This window comes from Paraburkholderia sp. LEh10 (assembly GCF_017814945.1).
Lineage (GTDB): Bacteria > Pseudomonadota > Gammaproteobacteria > Burkholderiales > Burkholderiaceae > Paraburkholderia.
This window is the reverse complement of sequence record NZ_JAGIPX010000025.1, coordinates 46,148-65,627: the sequence shown is the minus strand read 5'-3', so window position 1 is coordinate 65,627 and position 19,480 is coordinate 46,148. Positions and strand designations below refer to the sequence as shown.

14 protein-coding genes and 1 pseudogene are annotated in these 19,480 nt (G+C 64.9%); 6 read left to right on the top strand and 9 right to left on the bottom strand.

Annotated elements, in window-relative coordinates:
• Nucleotides 1–33: 33 nt before the first annotated feature.
• From J8I87_RS21375 to J8I87_RS21365, 3 genes are all read left to right on the top strand, one after another.
• Complete coding sequence (locus J8I87_RS21375; protein WP_209933843.1) at nucleotides 34–1,293, top strand: MFS transporter; 1,260 nt, start codon at nucleotides 34–36, stop codon at nucleotides 1,291–1,293.
• 129 nt (nucleotides 1,294–1,422) lie between these two features.
• Nucleotides 1,423–1,737 (top strand): antibiotic biosynthesis monooxygenase, encoded by a 315-nt coding sequence (locus J8I87_RS21370; protein WP_209933842.1) that lies wholly within the window; start codon nucleotides 1,423–1,425, stop codon nucleotides 1,735–1,737.
• A 47-nt stretch (nucleotides 1,738–1,784) separates the two neighbouring features.
• Complete coding sequence (locus J8I87_RS21365) at nucleotides 1,785–3,749, top strand: enterotoxin (protein ID WP_209933841.1); 1,965 nt, start codon at nucleotides 1,785–1,787, stop codon at nucleotides 3,747–3,749.
• A gap of 14 nt (nucleotides 3,750–3,763) precedes the next feature.
• On the opposite strand, the gene J8I87_RS21360 is transcribed toward J8I87_RS21365, so the two are convergent.
• From J8I87_RS21360 to J8I87_RS21330, 7 genes are all read right to left on the bottom strand, one after another.
• The gene (locus J8I87_RS21360; protein WP_209933840.1) at nucleotides 3,764–5,629 is read right to left on the bottom strand and encodes a beta-galactosidase; all 1,866 of its coding nucleotides are present in this window, start codon (nucleotides 5,627–5,629) and stop codon (nucleotides 3,764–3,766) included.
• A gap of 11 nt (nucleotides 5,630–5,640) precedes the next feature.
• The gene (locus tag J8I87_RS21355; protein ID WP_209933839.1) at nucleotides 5,641–6,636 is read right to left on the bottom strand and encodes a ferritin-like domain-containing protein; all 996 of its coding nucleotides are present in this window, start codon (nucleotides 6,634–6,636) and stop codon (nucleotides 5,641–5,643) included.
• Nucleotides 6,637–6,756: 120 nt separating this feature from the next.
• Nucleotides 6,757–7,137, bottom strand: a complete 381-nt coding sequence (locus J8I87_RS21350) for a potassium channel family protein (protein ID WP_209933838.1) — start codon at nucleotides 7,135–7,137, stop codon at nucleotides 6,757–6,759.
• A gap of 49 nt (nucleotides 7,138–7,186) precedes the next feature.
• Nucleotides 7,187–8,200, bottom strand: a complete 1,014-nt coding sequence (locus tag J8I87_RS21345; protein WP_209933837.1) for a DUF2955 domain-containing protein — start codon at nucleotides 8,198–8,200, stop codon at nucleotides 7,187–7,189.
• Between the two features lie 8 nt (nucleotides 8,201–8,208).
• On the bottom strand, nucleotides 8,209–9,339 hold the full coding sequence (locus J8I87_RS21340) for an HlyD family secretion protein (RefSeq protein WP_209933835.1): 1,131 nt from the start codon (nucleotides 9,337–9,339) through the stop codon (nucleotides 8,209–8,211).
• Complete coding sequence (locus J8I87_RS21335; protein WP_313065362.1) at nucleotides 9,336–10,886, bottom strand: TolC family protein; 1,551 nt, start codon at nucleotides 10,884–10,886, stop codon at nucleotides 9,336–9,338. Before J8I87_RS21335 ends, J8I87_RS21340 begins: the two co-directional genes overlap by 4 nt.
• A gap of 18 nt (nucleotides 10,887–10,904) precedes the next feature.
• On the bottom strand, nucleotides 10,905–12,008 hold the full coding sequence (locus J8I87_RS21330) for an AI-2E family transporter (RefSeq protein ID WP_209933834.1): 1,104 nt from the start codon (nucleotides 12,006–12,008) through the stop codon (nucleotides 10,905–10,907).
• A 383-nt stretch (nucleotides 12,009–12,391) separates the two neighbouring features.
• Between J8I87_RS21330 and J8I87_RS46350 the strand changes: the two are divergent.
• A pseudogene (locus J8I87_RS46350) lies at nucleotides 12,392–12,584 on the top strand (hypothetical protein); the annotation flags it as partial.
• Nucleotides 12,585–12,723: 139 nt separating this feature from the next.
• The gene (locus J8I87_RS21325; RefSeq protein WP_209933833.1) at nucleotides 12,724–13,155 is read left to right on the top strand and encodes a hypothetical protein; all 432 of its coding nucleotides are present in this window, start codon (nucleotides 12,724–12,726) and stop codon (nucleotides 13,153–13,155) included.
• On the opposite strand, the gene J8I87_RS21320 is transcribed toward J8I87_RS21325, so the two are convergent.
• Nucleotides 13,127–13,558, bottom strand: coding sequence for a LysR substrate-binding domain-containing protein (locus J8I87_RS21320; RefSeq protein ID WP_245254059.1), 432 nt, complete (start codon nucleotides 13,556–13,558; stop codon nucleotides 13,127–13,129). The genes J8I87_RS21325 and J8I87_RS21320 overlap by 29 nt on opposite strands.
• Nucleotides 13,548–17,012 carry an adenylate/guanylate cyclase domain-containing protein gene (locus J8I87_RS21315; protein ID WP_209933831.1) on the bottom strand — a complete coding sequence of 1,155 codons (3,465 nt, stop codon included), beginning with the start codon at nucleotides 17,010–17,012 and terminating at the stop codon, nucleotides 13,548–13,550. Before J8I87_RS21315 ends, J8I87_RS21320 begins: the two co-directional genes overlap by 11 nt.
• A 209-nt stretch (nucleotides 17,013–17,221) precedes the next feature.
• Between J8I87_RS21315 and J8I87_RS21310 the strand changes: the two genes are divergently transcribed.
• The gene (locus J8I87_RS21310; RefSeq protein ID WP_209933830.1) at nucleotides 17,222–19,459 is read left to right on the top strand and encodes a SulP family inorganic anion transporter; all 2,238 of its coding nucleotides are present in this window, start codon (nucleotides 17,222–17,224) and stop codon (nucleotides 19,457–19,459) included.
• Nucleotides 19,460–19,480: the final 21 nt, after the last annotated feature.

Sequence of the window (19,480 nt, the reverse complement as noted above, 5' to 3'; positions counted from 1 at the left end):
CCCGCTCATCCCGCTCACGCAAGGAAGTTCAGCATGAACCAGCCGTCGAACTCGTTTGCGTTGCGCGCCGCGCCGGATGTCTCGCCCATCGGCTATTCGGAGCGCAATCAAAAGTACTGGATGCGCAATCTGTTCGTCTGCGTATTCGGCTCTTTCACGACGCTGGTCAGCCTCAGCATGCTGCTGCCGTTCCTGCCCCTCTATGTGAAGCAGCTTGGCGTCGAATCGCAGGCCGACGTGATCCAGTGGTCGGGCGTCGCGTTCGGCGCGACGTTTCTCGGCACGGCCGTCACCGCGCCGCTGTGGGGACGCCTTGCCGACCGTTACGGGCGCAAGCCGATGCTGATCCGCGCGGCCGTCGGCATGGCCGTCGTGATGTCGCTGATCGGCGTCGCGCACAATGTCTATGAACTCGTCGGGCTGCGTCTGATAGCCGGTCTTGTCGGTGGATATGCATCGGCGTCGACGGTGATGGTCGGCACCCAGGCGCCGCGCGAGCGCGCCGGATGGGCGCTCGGCCTGCTGTCGACGGGCGCGCTCGCGGGCAACCTGGTGGGACCGTTGATCGGCGGTCTGTTGCCGGGCTGGATCGGCATTCGCGGCACGTTCTTCGCGGGCGGCGCAGTGATCGCCGTGGCCGCGCTGTTGACGATCTTCGTCGTCAAGGAAGACTTCCAGCCCGCCACCGATGCGAAGCACAAAGCGGCCGCCGCGTCCGCAACGGGCGCGCCGCGCACCAACCATGCCGTGGTCGGCGCGTTGCTCGCGACAGCGATGATGGTTCTGCTGGCCAACATGTCGATCGAACCGGTGATCACGGTCTATGTCGGCAGCCTCGGCGTGAAGCCCGACCAGTTGGCGCGCATCGCGGGCGTCGTGATGGCTTGCTCCGCGTTCGGCAGCATGTTCACGGCGGCGCGGCTGGGCGCGCTGGCGGATCGTATCGGCGGCTGGAACGTGATCATCGGCTGCCTCGTCGTGACAGGCCTCGTGATGATTCCGCAAGCGTTCGTGCATCAATGGTGGCAACTGGCCGGCCTGCGCGCGCTGATGGGCATGTCGCTCGCAGGGCTTCTGCCCGCAATCGCGAAGCTCGCCCGACATGCCGTCGACGAAAGCAAGACGGGCCAGATGCTCGGCTACCTGCAATCCGCCCAATTCAGCGGACAGGTGCTCGGCCCCATGATCGGCGGACAGATTGCCGTCCATCTCGGACTTCATTCCGTGTTCTTCGCCACGGGCTCGCTGCTGGTTGCGTGCGCCGGCTTCGCGCAGTGGGCGCGCAGCCGGTAACGCGAGCATCGCCGATACGGCGCGCGCTCCTCAGATCTTCTGCGTATACTGCCTCCGAAGGCTTCCGGTGCCGCCGTGCCGGAAGCTGTCCGATTCGCTGAACATCGCAGTCATCCAGGAGCAAGAGTCATGTTCATTGCAATGAACCGGTTCAAGGTGGCGTTGGGTTCGGAAAGCGCGTTCGAAGAAGTGTGGACCACGCGGGACACGCACCTGAAAGATGTCCCCGGCTTTATCGAGTTTCATCTTCTGAAGGGTCCGCAACGCGACGATCACGTGCTGTATTCGAGCCATACCATCTGGGCGGATCGCGCGGCATTCGACGCGTGGACCCAGTCAGAGGCGTTTCGCGCCGCGCATCGGAACGCGGGCCACCAGTCGCGCCCGCTTTACCTCGGGCATCCGGAATTCGAAGGGTTCGAGGTGCTTCAGACCGTGAAGTAATTCACGCGTCGTTCGGCCTTCCCGTCATTCGACCGATAAGGCATTCCATGCACGCGAGCGACGCTCCATCTGAACAACCAGGCGCCCCCGTCTTGCAGGTGACCGGCGATCGATACGTGTTCGGCAATTCGGCCATTGCGTTGAGCTGGAAGATTGCCGGGCGTTGTCTGGCCGATTTTGTCATCGTCGACCGCGTGCATGGCCGAAGTCTATCGGTGAGCGCGCCGTATGCGCTCACCTTCGCTGACGGCCTCACGCGAGGCGCAGCTGAATTGCAACTGATCGAGCCGCCACGCGAAGAAGCACTGCCTGCACGCGGCAATGCGCTACGGCAAGCCGAGCGCCGCGCCGGCAAACGGGTGCGCGCCGTACTTGGCGACACCGATAATCGTTTGCGCGTCGAGTGGTGCGTGGAGCAGCGCGAGGACGCGCGTTATCTTCGCCAGCATCTGTTCATCACCGCGCTGCTGTGCGACGAGCCCATCGCGTCCGTGTCGCTCTTTCAGACCGCCGCGCGTGACGCGCAAAAAGCGGGCGAACTGAAAGCGGTGCCCGTTATCGACGGCAATATCTATCTGGGCTTCGAACTGCCGATGGCGGAAAGCAGGGTGAGCGACGGCACGGCCAGCCTGACAGTGACACGCGACCTGCCGCTCGAAAAACTCAAGACGCTCGCTTATTCGGCGGTCGCCGGTGTGTTTGATCACGGCCAGTTGCGCCGCGATTTTGCTGCGTACCTCGAACTGGAACGGGCGCGTCCGTATCGTCCTTTTCTGCATTACAACTCCTGGTACGACATCGGCTTCCTCACGGCATACACGCAGGAACAAGCGATCGAGCGCATTCATGCAGTGGGTCGCGAGTTGCATGAAAAGCGCGCCGTGCAACTCGACTCCTTCGTCTTCGACGACGGCTGGGACGACTACAGCGGCAACTGGACATTCAACGACGCATTTCCCGACGGTTTCGTGCCCTTGAAGGAAGCCGCCGCGCGCTATGGCGCGGCGCCAGGCGTGTGGCTGTCGCCGTGGGGCGGCTATGGTCCGCCCCGAACGGAGCGCGTGACGCGTGGCCGCGCCGCCGGCTACGAGACCGTCGGCGACGGATTCGCACTCTCAGGCCCGACGTATTACCGGCGCTTCCACGAAGCCGCGACGGATCTGCTCGACACACATGGCGTCAATCACTTCAAGCTGGACGGCACGGGCAACGCGAGCACCGTCGTTGCCGGCAGCCGCTTCAACAGCGATTGGGACGCGGCAGTCGAACTGATCGAAGATCTGCGCCGCGCGAAGCACGATCTCTTCGTCAATCTCTCGACGGGCACACTCGCGTCGCCGTTCTGGCTCAGGTATGTCGATTCGATCTGGCGCGACGGCGCCGATTATGGTTTCGCCGGCGTGGGCAGCGATCGCGAACGCTGGATCACCTATCGCGATACGCAGACCTATCGCAACGTCGTATGCCGGAGTCCACTTTTTCCGCTCAATTCGCTGATGCTTCACGGCATCATCTTTGCGCGCGAAAACGACGGGCTCAACAGCGATCCCGCACAGGCTTTCCCGCATGAAGTGCGCTCGTACTTCGGCAGCGGAACGCAATTGCAGGAGCTTTACATCACGCCGCCGTTGCTGCAGACGCGCGATTGGGACGTGCTCGCCGAAGCCGCCCGCTGGGCGCGCGCAAACGCTGACGTGCTGCGCGATTGTCACTGGATAGGCGGTGCGCCCGATGAACTCGATGTCTACGGCTGGGCCGCATGGACGCCGTCGAAAGCGATCGTCACGCTGCGCAATCCGCACGAACGCGCGAACGATTTCCGGCTCGATCTGAGAGCGCATCTCGAACTGCCTGTGCGCGTTGCGGGGCGTTTCAGCGCGCATCGTCCATTTGCGGATTCGAACCTGAACGTTCCATCCGTCTGGGACGCGGACAGCCCACAGACGATTCACCTCGATCCATTTCAGGTGCTGACGCTCGAACTAACGCCTGTTGGCGGTGTGCGTGCGTAAGCATCTACGGCGTGCTATGACAGCGTCGACGCCAGTTCGATCGGCTTCGCTACCGTCTGGTGCAGATCGAAAATCGTGACCGCGTTATCTCCGCGCCTGAGCCAGGGCGCGGGACAATAGAGCCGCGTTTGCGGGCCGATATTCCAGTATCGGCCAAGATTGTGTCCATTGACCCAGACCACGCCTTTCGTCCATTCGCTCATGTCCAGATAGAGGTCGCACGCGGCATCGAGCGACAACGTCGCGCGGAAGAACAGTCCCGCCTTGTCCGGATTGGAGCAGACAGGACGCAAGTTCTCGATGAACGCAGTGCTCATCGGCAGCAGCACGACTTCCCAGCCGGTCAGCACGTCACTCGATTCCGGCGAATCGCTCAACCTGACGCAATCGACGATGCCCTTGCGGTCGATCATCGCGTGCCCGTAATTCACGCGCCCCATGCCTTCGACAAGGATGTCCAGCACCGCAGCATGCTCTTGCGTTGACGACGGCATTGGCAGCGCGAGCGGCTCGCGACGCACGACATTCAGCGGCAACGCGCGGTCTTCCGGCATGCGCGCGCGAGAGACGCTGCCCACATAGGCGTCGCCGACAAAGACGGACGCATAGTCGTGAACGTCGCCGATGTCGAGCAGGCCGCCTCGATAATGAGCGAGCGTCTTCCGGTATAGCGCGAAGCCGTACGCCTGGCCGTACATGTCGAACGGCTGCGGGTTCACGGTGTGAGAGAGGGGTAGCGCCGACGGCAGGTTGTCCCAGAGTGACGCGTAAGGTTGCGGCATCAGTGGGCGATTCGCGTTCGAACTCATCGTGCCGATTGTCGGGATCGCGGCAGGCACTTCCGGCAAAGGCGTCGAAAGATAGCGCGCGATGATGCCGCGGTACGTCATGTACCGGGCCGTCGCCACGCCTTGCTCGCTAATGGGCGCCGCATAGTCATAGCTCGTGATGTCGGGTTGATAAACGCCCGCGTCGTCGACATTCGCACCCGCATAAAAACCGAAGCTCGTCCCGCCGTGAATCACATACAGGTTGAACGACAGGTTCTTTCGCATCAGTTCTTCGAGCGTGGACGAGAGATCGACATTCGTGCCTTGCAGCACATCGTCGCCCCAGTGCGTGAGCCAGCCCGGATAGACTTCGCCCGCCATCGCAGGCACGCGCGGAAATGCGCTGCGCACCGCTTCGATCTGCGCCGCGTCGCCGTTGCTCAACGCGATTGCGCCATCGACGATAGTGCTCCCGTTCTGCTGAAGTTGAACGAGACCGTCTTCCGTATAGAACGGCCCGTGGATGCCCGCGCGAATCCAAAGCTGCCTGAGCTCTTCGAGGTACGCAGGATTGCTGTCGAACGATCCGAATTCGTTCTCGATCTGGATCATCAGGATCGGGCCGCCGTTTGCCGCCATCAATGGCCGCACGTGCGCAATGAGCGCGTCGAAGTATCGCCCGACGGCCTGCATATAACGCGGATCAGTCGCGGAATCCGTGCGCAACTGGATATCCGGGTAGCGCAACAGCCACGACGCAATGCCGCCGAGATCCCATTCGGCGCACACGTAAGGGCCCGGCCTGAGCAATACCCACATGCCCTCTTCGTGACACAGCCGAATGAATTTCCCGATGTCGCGGTTGCCTGTATGAAAATCGAAGACGCCTTCGCTTGTCTCGTGATAATTCCACATCACGTACAAGGCGATGGTGTTCATCCCCATCGCCTTCGCCATCTGGATGCGATGCCGCCAGTATTCGGCAGGAATCCGCGCGGGGTGCATTTCTCCGCTGCGGATCTGAAACGGCTTGCTGTCCAGCAGGAAACCATCGCCGTTTCTGGCGAAGGCAAACGCATGCGCGCGATTCGCGTGTTGAGCGGCCGACATGTTCGCCGAACTCACCGCGCCTGCCCGTTTCGCATGAATCGCAGCACGAAGCGCACGAGCTTCGGCATCGTCTGCGGCCGCAACAGGCGTGCGTCATAACCCGAGAACCGTCGATCGTTCTCCTGCAGGCACAACATCATCAGTTCACGCACGTCGACCTCCGCACGGGACACCGCCTGCGCGCCGTTCACCGTGAAGTTGTTGTCCTGCTTCTGTTCGTTGCCGTCCGCGTCGATCGAGCGCGCGAGTCCGATCCGCTCCCAGCCGAGAAATGCCCACACCGCAACGACCTTCAGTTCGAAGCAAATCCGCCGCCACCACGACAGGCTTGCGCGATGCCACGCGAGCCAGTTCGCAAACAGCAGGATATGCCGGCACTCTTCCTGCATCACCGGCTCGAACGTGTCGATCAGTTCAGGAGGAAACAGCCCCGAGCGATGCGCTACCTTGAACAGGCCGAACGCGAAAAAGCTGTCGATGCACTCGCTATAGCCCGTCACCAGATAGGCCCATTCGACGTCTTTCGGATACTCATACGGCGCTTCGTTCACCAACGCGATGCCATACGCGGCGACCATGCGCGACAACACTTCCTTATGGCGATTTTCTTCCCACGCATTCAGCGCGAGCGCGTAGCGCATCTCGGGCTCGTCGATGCTGGCGGCATAGGCGGCCATGCGCAGTCTCGCCTTGCCTTCCGTCTGCACGGCGATGTCCCAGATCGGCAGCGCTACGATGCGAGCCAGCGCATCCGGCTCGAGCGTCGGCCAGTGGAGCACCGATGGGCGATAGGGATTGAACGTCTCGCGAAACATCCGGCAGGTCTCGCGCAAATGGACTTCGGACCCCGGCTTGAACGGCCCCGCGACGCGGCTCGTCCACTGCCGCGAGTTGACCTCGGCGGCGTCGATCGTTTCGCGCTCGGGACTGACTTGCGTCATCGCGGGCGCGGTGAAATCCGGGATCAACTGTTCGACTTCGAATGTATCAAGCGTCTGCTCACTCATGTCGGCGTCCACCCCTAACACTAGCGTGACAGCTTACGGCAGGATTCGATCTGCTCGCAGCGAACGGGACGCGGCGTGTCCCGTGCATCACGGCATACGCCGCAACAGCAGCCGGTGCCGCTAGTCCGCTGCGCCCGCCCGGCGCGCGGCTTCCTGCACACCCCGAACGGCTGCTGCGACGATCAACCCGGTGAACACCAACCCGATCAGGCCGAGCAAGACCGCATCGATCCGGCCGAGCGTCGAGGTCGGCACGACGTCGCCGTACCCGATGGTCAGTGCCGTGATCGCGCAGAAATACACGGTTTCGCTCATCGGCGAAGGCGTCCGGTTGGCTGTCTCGACGGGACTGCCGTAGTAGTACATGCCGATCGTCAACAGGACATACAGCACCAGAAGGCCAGCCAGGATCGCCCGCAGGTACCAGAGGGTCCGGCCCATTTCCAGCAGGATCTCGGCTGCCCGCAGGCGGAGCACATCGTCGCTCGCAGCATTTCGCATTGCCTTTACCTCCGGAGGTGCTGGACCGCTTTCGGCATATCCGTGCGTGTCATCGCACCGCGCGCCGGCGCTCGAAAATCAAAAGCATCAGGCACGCGTAGACCGTGACAGCGAGAAAGAGCCCCATGCGCACGGCAAATGCGGTGTAGACATCCTTGCCCGCTACGCTGTCCTGCACCGACTGGCCGAGCAGGATGATCATCGTGACGAGGCTGTTCAGCCAGAAGCCCGGCGAGTAACGCGACGGTTTGATCCGATAAAGCTTGCGTCCCACCAGCAGGCCGAACAGCAGCATCCACAGAAAGAACATCCACAGATGCACGAAGAGCCTGAGTGCAAACCAGAACGCGATCGCAAGCAGGCCGCCCAGCAGCGTCGAGCCGATCAGATCGCGCGCCGCACTGCGTCCCGTCGTGAGGCAACTCTGTCTGCCCAGGCTGACGGACTTCATGATGATGGGCATGTAGCTCGCCGGATCGGACATCGCGAGCAGGTATGCCGGCATCACCACGAGCACGGCGCGCAGCGCAATGCGCGCTGCCTGACGTTTCGGCATCGCCGGCGCGGCAGGCTGTGGCCGTGCGCTCATCGGCTCGGGAAAGAGGCGGTGAGTCACGGCCGAAACCAGCACGGCAAGCAGAAGCCCTTTCACCAGCGCGCCGACGACGGTCACGGCCAACTGGAAGTCAGCCGTCCCCGCTGCTGAGATCATCGTCAGTCCGGCCACGAGGAAGGTTCCGACCAGATTGTTCCCGCCGCTCAGTCCGTAGCGAAAGGCGAGAAAGAGCATGAGCCCGGTGATCAACACGCCAGCGAATGCGTAGTGACGAAGCAGCGGAACAAGCAGCAGGCCGCTGCCCGTCGTCAGCGCGACGACCAGCGCGAAAGCGATGCCGGCCTTGAGCGACAGCGGCCGGTTTTGCGTCGCCAGAAGAAAGACGGCGAACACGGGCGCGACGACGGGAATCGGCAGGTCCAGCGCGAAACTGATTGCGACGCACAGCGCCGTGCCCGTGGCAACGCGCAGCGCACGCCGACCCGGAAGCTGAAGCCTGGTTTCCATAGATGTCGTCAGTAAAGGTACGAGACCCAACTCATCGCGCGCAGAAAGACGCGACCCAGCGGATTGAGCGCATTGCGCTGCTCCGGAAACGCCATCACCTCGGCCTGCCCGCCGACACGGATGTTGTGCAGACGCGCCCGCTCACCCTGATCGAACTCGACGATCACCGGAAATCGTTGCGCGGGACGCAGCCAGTCACGGCTGTTCTGCACGGTGGGCAGACTGCCGGGCGGCGTGCTCTGGCCCACGCTCACGCCGTAGCCGATACTGCGAATCCGCCCTTTGAAGACTTCGCCCGGCAAAGCGTCGAGCGCGATGCCCACAGGCGTGCCCGGCTGCAGATGACCCAGATTGTTCTCCGTCATATCGGCGCTGACCCACACGTCGCGGATCGCGATCAGCGTCATCACCGGGTTGCCCGTCGCGGCGAACTGGCCGACTTCGGCGCGCAGATCCGTGATGACACCGCCCGAGCGTGCCCTGATCCGCGTATTGGCCAGATCGAGTTCGGCCTTTTCCAAGGCGGCGGCCGCGCTGCGCAACTGCGCGTTCTCCGACTCGTGGCCGCCCTGCTGCTCGCGTGCGCGCTCCACTTCGGCTCGCGCTGCGGCAACCTGGCTCTGGGCCTGCTCGTGTGTGGCACGCGCCACTTCGAGGCGTCGAAGGGAAACCGTGCCTTCGTCTTCGCGGTAAAGCCGTTCGAGGCGATCGCTGTCCTGGCGCGCCTTGACCTCGTTCGCGATGGCCGCCCGCAATGACGCGAGCGCCGAATCGATGCCGGCCGTGCTCGCGCCGACCTGACGGCGCGTGGACTCCAGGTCGGCCCGCGCGCGATCGGCGGCGATCCGGTACTGCTCGCTATCGACTTCGAAGAGCACGTCGCCTGCGTTGACTTCCTGGTTGTTGTGGACGAGAACGCGCGTGACCCGGCCCGATACCTCAGCGGCGACGGGCACGACATAGGCCTGCACGCGCGCCTGCTGCGTATAAGGGGTGAAGCGGTCGGCGAGCAGATACCAGATCAGGCTGACGACGATCACGCCGACGACCCACTTCACCGCCTTGCCCGACGGATCGGTGGCGGCCGGTTCCGGCGACGCGGCCGGCGCGGCCCTGGAAGGTTCGGGCGTGTCGCTCATCGGGGCGGACTGACGGACGGGGTGGCGGCGGCCGTCGGCGAACTGGCCTCGTTCAGCAGGTCGCCCCAGTCGGTGCGTTGCTGCATCTGCGCGCGGGTCGCGGCATCGAGGAGCGGCTGCTCCGTGTACCAGCCTCCCCCGAGTGCCTTGTACAAAGCGATCAGACTGCCTACGGCATTGCTGCGGTTGACGATGTAGGCGTCCTGCTGTGCGAACAGCGCGCGTTGCGCATCGAGTACGCGCTGGAAGTCGGAATAACCTTCGCGGTAGATCGTGTTGGCGAGCTTGAGGGAGCGCTGCGCGGCCCCTTGGGCGTCATGCAGGATCGTGTCGCGCTGCAACGCGGCGATCAGCGCGGTGGCGGCATCATCGGCCTCGCGCGCCGCTTCGCGCACGGTGTTCTGATAGGCGAGCGTCAACTGTTGCAGCCGGGCGTCCTGCACACGCACGTTGTTGGTGATCCTGCCATGATCGAACACGTTCCACGTGATGCTCGGGCCCGCCACCACGGCCAGCGTGTTCGGCGAGCCGGTGAGCGAACTCGCGCTCCAGACCAGCGAGCCCAGCAGCGACACGGACGGATAGAGATCGGCCTTCGCCACGCCGATGAGCGCCGACTGCGCGGCCATCTGATACTCGGCGGCGCGAACATCGGGGCGACGCAATAGCAGATCGGCGGGGACATCCTGCAGCACGGCATGATCCACCAGCGGCACCACGCCTTCCTTGCCCGCTTGCACGCCGAGTTCGGGCAGCGGGCCAGGCGGGCGCCCCATCAGCACGGACAGCGCATGACGCGAAAGCACGATCTGGCTTTCGAGGTCGGGGATGCTGCTCAGTGTGCCCAGATATTGCGTCTTCGCCTGCTGAAGATCCAGTTCATCCGTCTCGCCGCTCTTGAAGAGCTTTTGCGCAATGTCGTAGCTGCGCTTTTGCAACTGCGCGTTCTCGCGCGCGATGCGCAGCCGCGCCTCAGCCGTGCGCAGCGTGAAATACGTATCGGCGACCTGCGCGTGCAACAGCACCAGTGCCGCATCGCGGTTGGCTTGCGCGGCGAAAAACGAGGCGTCGGCGGACTCGATCGCGCGGCTGAAGCGCCCCCAAAAGTCGAGCTCCCAGCCGATACTGAAGCCCGCGCCGTACTGCCAGTAAGCCCCGGAACGCGTGTTGAAGCCATCCGAGCGCTTGCGCGCCGAGTAGAGCACGTCGGCATTGGCTTGTTGAACCTGAGGGTAGCGTCCCGCGAGCGCGATGCCGAGCTGGGCGCGTGCCTCGAGGACGCGCAGGCCCGCTATCTGCAGGTCGCCGTTGTTCGCATCGGCTTCGGCAATCAGGCGCTCGAGATTCTGGTCGCCGAAAATTTGCCACCATTGGCGCACGTCAGGCTCTGTTGCCTGCTGCGTGACCTGCTCGATCGACGCGCTGCTCCAGTGTTCGCTCCAGCTTTCGCGCTGCGGATGAAAGTCCGGTCCCACACGGATGCACCCGCTCAGGCAACCCGCCCCAAGCAGTATCGCCATCCCGTATGGGCGCGTGAAAGGCGACACGGCGTCGTCCCGTCGGCGTCAAGGCAGCGTCTGTTGCTGGACCGTCTCGGGGCGCGGCTGATCTTTCACCCATCGCCAGAAAAGCTGATAACCGACCGCGAGCATCACAGGACCGATGAACAGCCCGATCACGCCGCCCGTCACCATGCCGCCCAGCGCGCCGATCAGCACCACGGGCATCGGCACGGCGACGCCTCTGCCCAGCAGCAATGGCTTCAGTACGTTATCGGCGAGACCCGCGACGAACACATAGATCGAGAAGATGACTGTCGCCGTGGTCACGCCCTGGGTGACGATCACGAAGACGATCACGGGAACGGTAATGAGCGTCGCGGGCAATTGCATGATGCCGATCAGCAGCACGGCGAGCGCAAGCAGGCCCGCGCCCGGAATGCCCATGACGATGAACGCGATGCCGATCAGCAACATCTGGATAAACGCGATACCGACCACGCCTTGCGCCACGGCGCGAATGGTGGCCGTGCACAGATCGGTGATCTGGGCGCCGTTCTCAGGTCCGGAGATGCGCGAGGCGATCAGCACCGCGCTGTGGTGGCCTTTCTCGCCATGCGCCATCAGGATGCCAGCCACGATCAGCGCGACGAAGAATACGAGCAATCCCGCACCGAGGCCCGTCACCGTTCCGAGCAGCGCGAGACTGGCCTCCTTGAGTTGGGGTGCGTACTTCTGCGCAAGGCCCGTGAGGTCCGTCGAGGCCTGCAGCCAGATGTCGTACACACGCCGACCAACCAGCGGCCAGCTGGACACCGATTCCGCGGGCGGCGGAATGCGGAAGCTGCCGCTTTTGAAAATGGCCATCGCATGCTCGATCGATTCGGCGATCGCGACACCCAGCAGATAGGTCGGCACGAGGATGACGGCAAACGCGACGAGGACGATCAGCGTGGCGATCAGGCCATCCTTGTTGGCGAATGGACGCCGCAGCATCACTTGAAGCGGATACAGCGTGATCGCAAGGATCAATGCCCAGACCATCAGGTTGAGGAACGGGACGAAGATCCGGAAACAGAAAATGGCGAGCACGGCGACAAGTCCGGCACGGATCAGTACGTCGAGCAGTTCTCTGGACAACACCCGTTGCGTAATCGGTGTGAGCAGCATAACTATTCTCCCGGCAAATCACTTCGAGGATCTGCCGGCGGCAGACCCAGCGCTTGCCGATAACAGTGGTAGCCAGAACAGAACCCTGCCACTGCGCCCGTTCGAATTCTGGATGCATTCGACCTGTCGGCCGGCCCGGCGACTCGTTCGTGCCGAATGCGACTCATTGTCAGGGTGATGTGGGCAGCCCCCGTCCATGGAATTGCGATCCATCGGACGAAACCAGCCCGCACTTGAAGCCGACGTAGACCCAATTTTGGATCTGGCCTGAAATTAATCAATTGGACTTTGGTCCCATATGCGCTCGCGCCATTCTGCCGAACGGGTCAAATGGAATCTTCCCCGCCCCAATCTTGATAGCGATTGAAGAACGCACTGTGTGCCGCCCGATCGTCCGCCAGCAGGTCATGAGCCGGTGCACTCGTATTGAGCGGCTAGTGGTTCGACATCGCGACTGGCGACCTGTACGCGTGTGAGGGCTCAGGCCGCTCATTCGGAGTCGTCGATCGCGCGATGGCGGAGCGGATCATCGCGCGCCTCGCCGCACGGGCGCGGCAATTGATCCAAGCCGTATAACGGCGCTTTGGGTTCCATGCGCGACGCGTAATATCACTGAGATATCCCGCTGCTATTTCAGTGCCTTTCACATCGAGAAAGTATTTTTGAACGCCACTATGCTATAACCGCAATGTGAACCAATGATCTCGAATACGATATGGCGTTTTATTATGTCGAACCCGAAGTCGCTGGCGGCCTCGGCAAGAATACCGTTCTGGATTCAAGCGTTCATCCGCCAGCCGTCCTCGAACTGCATTACCGAATTATCAATTGGCTTGGTGATGTGCTATTGGAGGGCTTTCCGGCGCTCGTCATCACTCGCGAAGCGGCCCATGCATTGAATGCGTTGCCCGCCAGCGGCATGTCATGTCGCGACGTCGAAATAACGGTTAGCGAGTCGTTTGGAGAAATCTATCCGGAGCGTGTATTGCCGGAATTTCTCTGGCTATGCATATCCGGTATCGCGGGTAAAGACGACTTGGGCATTGCCGATGATTCGCGACTCGTCGTATCGGAGCGGGCTTTGAATGCACTGAAAACATTCGGCTTGAATAACGCGCTCATTGAAAATTACGGCCCTTCAGCGTAACCGGACGGAAGCCGCCTGCAGATATTCGCTGGAAGGCCTGCATGAGCGGCTGTGTATCGCCCGTTCGCCGCAGCAATAACACTTGCGATTCGAGTGCCGGCTCGGTCAGTTCCCTGAACACGACCCGCTCGCTGTGAATTTCGCGCAGCGTCTGCGGCACGCGCGCGACGCCCATGCCGGACTCCACCATCGATACGACCGTTTGCCACATACGCGCCTCATGCCCGGACAGCGGACTGAGGCCCGCGCTCACGCATTGCGCGATGATCAGATCGTGATAGTGCGGCGACACCGCGCGCGGAAACAGAATGAACGGGTCCTGCGCGAGCGCGCGCCGATGCGCTCGCGCAAACCGCTCTTGCCAATCGCTGACACCTGCGCCCGGCAACTGTTCACAGCGCATCGCCGCACTGCGCGAGCAACGCATCGACGGCTTTCAGCGCACCGCCGAACCCCGCGTTCGCGAGCGCAGCGCGCACGCGCCGCAACTCAGCTGCGGCGGCTTCATCCGACGAATCGCGCAGCAACGCGGCCATCGCGCGCCCGCGCGCCGCGAACAGTTGCACCCAAGGCAACGGCTCGGCCCGCGTGAAGTCTTCGAGCGCCGCGACGTAACGTATCGCGCGATCGGGATCGCGGGCCGACAGCATCGCGTCGATGGCGTCGCGGTAGAACCACAGGTGGTTGTGCGCGACAGCGCCGCGCGTCAACAGATCGGCGCCCTCGGCAAGCAGCGCCGCCCGCTCGGCGTCGTCATCGACTGCGCGGCTGAGCGCGCTCAGCGTCTTCGGCGCGCTGAACTGCATGCCGACCTCACGGCACATCGCCAGCGACTCGCGCAACACGCGCACCGCTTCTTCCCGCTGCCCGCTTTCGAGCAGCAAACGCCCCTGCACTTCGACGTTCTGCGCCTCGAAGCGGCGCGCGCCCAGCAGGCGGATCAGCCGCATTTCCTGATCGAGGTGCAGTTGCATCGCGCGCGCATCGCCCGCTTCGTAGCTCGCGAAGACGCCGAGCGTCTCGCATAGCATCTGCGCACGCGGCTGCCCGACGAGCGCCGCCTCCCGCGAAGCGGCACCCGTGTCGTCGCGGGCCTCGCGCACCTCGTTCAGATAGATGCGGCTGAAGCCCTTCATCGAACGATTGGCCACTTCGATCTGGCCAAAACCATGCTCGCGGCTCAATTCGACGCAGCGGCTGAAGTGCTCGAAGGCCGTTCGCATGCGTCCTTGCGCGTAAGCCGCATCGGCGATGCCGCCGAGCGCGCGCGCCTCCGCTTCCGGCAAGCCCAGACGTCTTGCATACGCGAGCCCGCGCTCGTGCTCGCTGCGGCAAGCGTCGATGCGGCCAAGCGGAAAGAGAATGTTGCCGCGCAAATGATGAAGCCGCGCGAGGTCGTTCAACCGGTCCTCGCGCTCCGCCGTCTGCTGCGCGGCATCGAGCAGCGCGAGCGCCTCGCTCAACCCTTCGTTCACGCGCAGGCCTTCAGCGAGGCCGAGTTGCGCGACGCACCGGCCCGCGTCGTCGGGCGCGGCATCGGCGGCGAGCCGGTAGGTGGCGATCGACGCCTCGATGTCGCCGAGATCGCGCTGCAACTCGCCCTTGAAGCACATCAGCGCGTGGCGCTCGGGCGCCGTGCGCGCAATCGCGAGGCCCCGCTCGGTGAAGCGCAGCGCCGACTCCGTGAAATGCGACGCATGTTGCGCGACGGCTGCATCGAGGCACGCCTGCGGCGCGCGCTCGTCCTCGGCGCGATCGAGATGCTGCGCGCGCAGCACGGGATCGGTGCCCGCGAACCATTCGGCGGCGCGGCGGTGCAACTCGCGCCGCCGCGCCCGCAGCAGCGTCGAGTACGCGCTTTCCTGAATCAGCGCATGGGCGAACAGATAATCCTCGCCCTCCGGCAAGACGAGCGCATTGGCGACCAGCGTCCCGCAGTCGTAGCCGGGCTCGTCGATCAGCCGCCTGAGCAGCGCGATGCCAAAGCGCTGGCCGATCACGGACGCCGCCTGGAAAGCGAGCCGGTCGCACGGCGCGAGCCGGTCCATGCGCGCGAGCACGAGGCTCTGGATCGACGCCGGCACGGCCTCGCTGCTGCCTTCCTCGGCGTTGTGGAGCAGTTGTTCGAGAAAGAGCGGATTGCCGTCGGCGCGCTCGATGCAGGCGAGCGCGACACGCTGCGTCGCATCGATGAAATTGCCCGCCAGCGTCAACGCTTCGTCACGCCGCAGCGGACCGAGATCGATCGTCGCGAGCGGCGTGTCGCGCAGGCGCGCGCGCCATGCGGCATCGAGCGGATCACCGTCGACGCGCGAAGTCATTACGAGCAGCCCGGCGCCGCCCGCGATGCCTGACGCGAACGCCGCCAGATAGCCGAGCACCTGCAGGTCGGCCCAATGCAGGTCTTCGACGACGATCATGATCGCGCCGCGCCGGCAGGCGTCGGCCGTCAACGCGGCGACGACGGCCTGCGTGCCGCGCTTGCGCGCCGTGTGATCCATTGCGTCGTACAAGGTCCGCCATTCGCCCGTCTGCGGCAGATCGAGCAGGTCGTGCAGGAACACGCGCTGCTCGTCCTTGACGACGCCTGCCGCGACGAGACGGGCAATCGCCGCCTGCCGCTCGCCGCTGTCCGCCGCAGCCGCCAGACCGAGCAGGCTGTCGAGCACCGTGCGCACCGGGTCCTGCCCTTTGCCGACGCCGAAGTCGAGCACGAGTCCGCGATGGACGGCAAAGCCCTGCGTCTGCGCGTAGCGGCGCATCTCCTCGACAAGACGCGTCTTGCCGATGCCCGCGTCGCCGCGCACGTAGACGACGTGCCCGGCGCGCTGTTCGACGCATGCACGGGCGATCCCATGAAACTGTTCGAGTTCGCCCTTGCGTCCGACGAAACGGCTGCGGCTCGCGCGGCCCGGTTCGCGCGCGAGGCTGCGCAGACGCCACACACGTGCGGGCGCATCGATGCCCTTGAAGCGCATGTCGCCCATCGGCTCGCATTCGGCGCCGTCGCCGAGCGCGCGCCGCACGCCATCGGACAGCAGCGTCTGGCCGGCCGCGGCGGCCGCCACCAGCCGCGCGGCGAGATTCACGGAGTCGCCGTGCACGGTGTAGTCCTGCGCGTCGGCGCGGCCGACGGCGCCCGCCACCACCTCGCCGCTCGCAATGCCGATATGCGCCTGCAATGGCCGCGCGCTTTTCGCGCCGAGCTGGGCGAGTGCGTCGTGGATGTCGAGCGCGGCGCGCGCCGCGCGCAGCGGATCGGTTTCGTGCGCGCGCGGCGCGCCGAACAGCGCCATCACGGCGTCGCCGATGTGCTTGTCGATCGTGCCGCCGTACGCGAGCACGATGCCGTCGACGAGCGCCGTAAAGCGGCCGATCAGCTCGCGCAGCTCTTCGGGATCGAGCGTTTGCGACAGTGCGGTGAAGCCGCACAGGTCGGCGAACAGGACGGTGACTTGACGGCGTTCGTCGGCGGGCACGGCGGCGAACGCGGCTGCGGGCGGGCGTGGCGCGCTAGCGGCGGGCGGTTGCGCGCCGCGCGAAGCCGCTGCCGCCGTGTCCGGCTCGACGGGCGCAAGCGGTTCGACGGGCGCAATAGGTGGCTCAATCGGCTTAATGGGCGTAATGGGCTTGACGCGCGAAACGGGCGCATCGGACCCATCGGGCGCATCGGCCGCAAGCGCCGCGATCGCGGCAAGCAGCCGCTTGCGATGCCCGAGCGAGCGCACGCCGAGCTCCTTCAGATCGCCGTCGCTCAGCTCGGGCAGCACCGCGGCGTCGATGTCGTTGTCGGCGAACGCTTGCGCGTATTGCTCGAGCCCCAGTCCGCCCAGCCATTGTTCGATATCGATCGTCATCGCTGAAGGCCGTTCTCCGAAGCACTGCCCGTTGCACAGCAACCCAGGCGGCGCTGCGCCCAGTCTAGTGCAAGTGCTGCGCGTCCGTCACGCGGGCGCCGCCTCCCCGTCCGACAGGTTTGACAGGGCCGAGAACAGCGGCGGATACTGATCCGCGCGGTCTAATCGCCCGGCGTACGGCGGTTTTCCGCGTGTACCGGGAGAGCGCCGTGAAGCCAGGTGCCACAGGTTCTGCCTCCGAATCCGCCACCCGCCTGCGCGCATCGGGCCTGCTCGGGGGGCTGCTCGGCGATCTGACGGCAGGCGCCGTCTCGACGCTCGTCATGCTCTGCTACGCGATGAGCCTCGGCACGATGATCTTCAGCGCCGACCTCGCCCGCTACGCCGAGCTCGGCGTCCCCACTGCCCTTGTCAGCTGCATCGTCACGGCGCTGGTCATCGCGCTGACCAGCTCGATGCGCGTGAACATCGGCGGGCCCGACAGCAACGCGACGGCGTTCCTAGCGGGTGTCGCGGCGGGCGTCGCGAGCAGCGTGCGCGCGGACGGCGGATCGCCGCAAACCCTGTTGCTGACCGTGCTGATCGCCATTGCGCTGTGCTCGGTGCTGACGGGCATCGTGCTGTATGCGATCGGCTCGTCAAGGCGCAGCCGCTCGTTGCAGTTCCTGCCGTATCCCGTCGTCGGCGGGTTTCTGGCGGGCACGGGCTATCTGCTGCTGGCGGGCGCGTTTCGCGTGATGACGGGCGAGTCGCCGCGCTGGCAAAGCCTCGCGCTGCTCGCGCATCTGCACTGGCTCGCATGGACGCCCGCGCTCTTCGTCGGCCTGCTGACGACGCTCCTCACGCGTGGCCGCCAGCACATCGCCGCGCTGCCGCTCGTGCTGGTGTGCGGCGTCGTGCTGTTCTACCTGCTGCTGCATCTGGCCGGGCTGTCGATCGACGACGCCCGCAACATGGGCCTGCTGCTGCCGCGCGTCAAGCTGCACCTGATTCCCGACCTGCGGGTGCCCGCGCCGCTCGCGCACAGCGCCGTCGACTGGCCCGCGATCACCGCGCATCTGCCGGAAACGCTGGTCGTCACGTCCGCGTCGGCGATCACGATCCTGATGAACGCGACGGCCATCGGCGCGGTGACGGGTGAAGACGTCGACCTGAATCGCGAGATGCGGGCCGCGGGTCTCGCCAATATCGCGAGCGGGCTGCTGGGCGGGATGGTCGGCTATCAGTCGTACAACCGCTCGATGCTCAACGCGCGCGCCGGCGCGACGAGCCGCATGGCTGCCGTGTTTGCGGCGCTCGCGTGCCTCGTCGCGCTGACGGCGTTTCCCGATCTGGTGGCGCTCTTTCCCGTGCCCGTGCTGGTCGGGCTGCAACTGTTCCTGGGGCTGCGCCTGCTGCTTCAATGGCTGGTCGGCGCGTATGCAAGGCTGAACTGGTATGAATACGCGCTCGTGCCCGGCATTCTGGCCGTCGTCGTGTTTTACGGCGTGGTCGCGGGGGTGCTCGCGGGTATCGTCGCGGCGTGCGTGATGTTCGCGCTGCTGTATGGCCGTGTCAGTTGCGTGCGCATGGAGTTCGATGCGACGACGCGCACCTCGACCGTCGAGCGCAGCATCGAGGACACCGCGCGGCTGCGAGAACGCGGCGCGCAGGTCTGCGGAATGTGCCTGCAGGGCTTCCTGTTCTTCGGCACCGCGAACTCGCTGTTGCAGCGCGTGCGGGAGCGGCTGAACATGCATGACAAACCGCCCGCGCGCTACATCGTGCTCGACTTCGCGGCGACCAACGGGATGGACGCATCGGTGTCGATTGCCTTCGTCAAGCTCAGGCAGCTATGCGCTTCGTCGGGTGCGGACCTCGTGCTGACGGCGCTGCCCGCGCGCTCGCGCAGCCTGCTCGTGAAAACGGGCACGCTCAATCTGCGGATTCACGAATTCGCGACGCTCGATGCGGGTCTCGAATGGATCGAGGACACGCTGCTCGAAGCGAATACAAGCTCGCGCGATGTGAACGAACAGGACTTCCATGCGACGCTCGCGCCGCATTTCACGGCATCCGCGCTGCAGAAGCTGTCGGCCTGCCTCGACGTGCGCGACCTCGACGCGGGCGCGCCGCTATTCTTGCGCGGCGAGCCCGGCGACGCGCTCTATATCGTCGAACGCGGGCGCGTGGCCGTTTCGCTGCCGCTGCCCGATGGCCGGCTGGTGCGGCTGCGCTCGTTCGGCCCGGGCACGGTGGTCGGCGAAATGGCCGTCTATACGCAGACGCCGCGCAGCGCCGACGTGATCGCCGAGGCGCCCACGCGCGTGCGCCGCCTCGCGCTGCCGACGCTGCTCGCGCTCGAACGGGAAGACCCCGTCACCGCGCAGCAGTTTCACCGCTTTCTGATCAAGGCGATCGCCGCGCGCCTCGCCACGGCTGACGAAGCGCTGCGCGCGGCATATTGATCGCAGTAACCGCGCGGCCCG

Bases quoted from the DNA above. Each gene is read 5' to 3' on its own strand.
- J8I87_RS21345 (WP_209933837.1), bottom strand. From the start codon at position 8,200: ATGGAAACCAGGCTTCAGCTTCCGGGTCGGCGTGCGCTGCGCGTTGCC.
- J8I87_RS21350 (WP_209933838.1), bottom strand. From the start codon at position 7,137: ATGCGAAATGCTGCGAGCGACGATGTGCTCCGCCTGCGGGCAGCCGAG.
- J8I87_RS21330 (WP_209933834.1), bottom strand. From the start codon at position 12,008: ATGCTGCTCACACCGATTACGCAACGGGTGTTGTCCAGAGAACTGCTC.
- J8I87_RS21375 (WP_209933843.1), top strand. From the start codon at position 34: ATGAACCAGCCGTCGAACTCGTTTGCGTTGCGCGCCGCGCCGGATGTC.
- J8I87_RS21315 (WP_209933831.1), bottom strand. From the start codon at position 17,012: ATGACGATCGATATCGAACAATGGCTGGGCGGACTGGGGCTCGAGCAA.
- J8I87_RS21370 (WP_209933842.1), top strand. From the start codon at position 1,423: ATGTTCATTGCAATGAACCGGTTCAAGGTGGCGTTGGGTTCGGAAAGC.
- J8I87_RS21355 (WP_209933839.1), bottom strand. From the start codon at position 6,636: ATGAGTGAGCAGACGCTTGATACATTCGAAGTCGAACAGTTGATCCCG.
- J8I87_RS21320 (WP_245254059.1), bottom strand. From the start codon at position 13,558: ATGCGCTGTGAACAGTTGCCGGGCGCAGGTGTCAGCGATTGGCAAGAG.
- J8I87_RS21340 (WP_209933835.1), bottom strand. From the start codon at position 9,339: ATGAGCGACACGCCCGAACCTTCCAGGGCCGCGCCGGCCGCGTCGCCG.
- J8I87_RS21365 (WP_209933841.1), top strand. From the start codon at position 1,785: ATGCACGCGAGCGACGCTCCATCTGAACAACCAGGCGCCCCCGTCTTG.
- J8I87_RS21325 (WP_209933833.1), top strand. From the start codon at position 12,724: ATGGCGTTTTATTATGTCGAACCCGAAGTCGCTGGCGGCCTCGGCAAG.
- J8I87_RS21360 (WP_209933840.1), bottom strand. From the start codon at position 5,629: ATGTCGGCCGCTCAACACGCGAATCGCGCGCATGCGTTTGCCTTCGCC.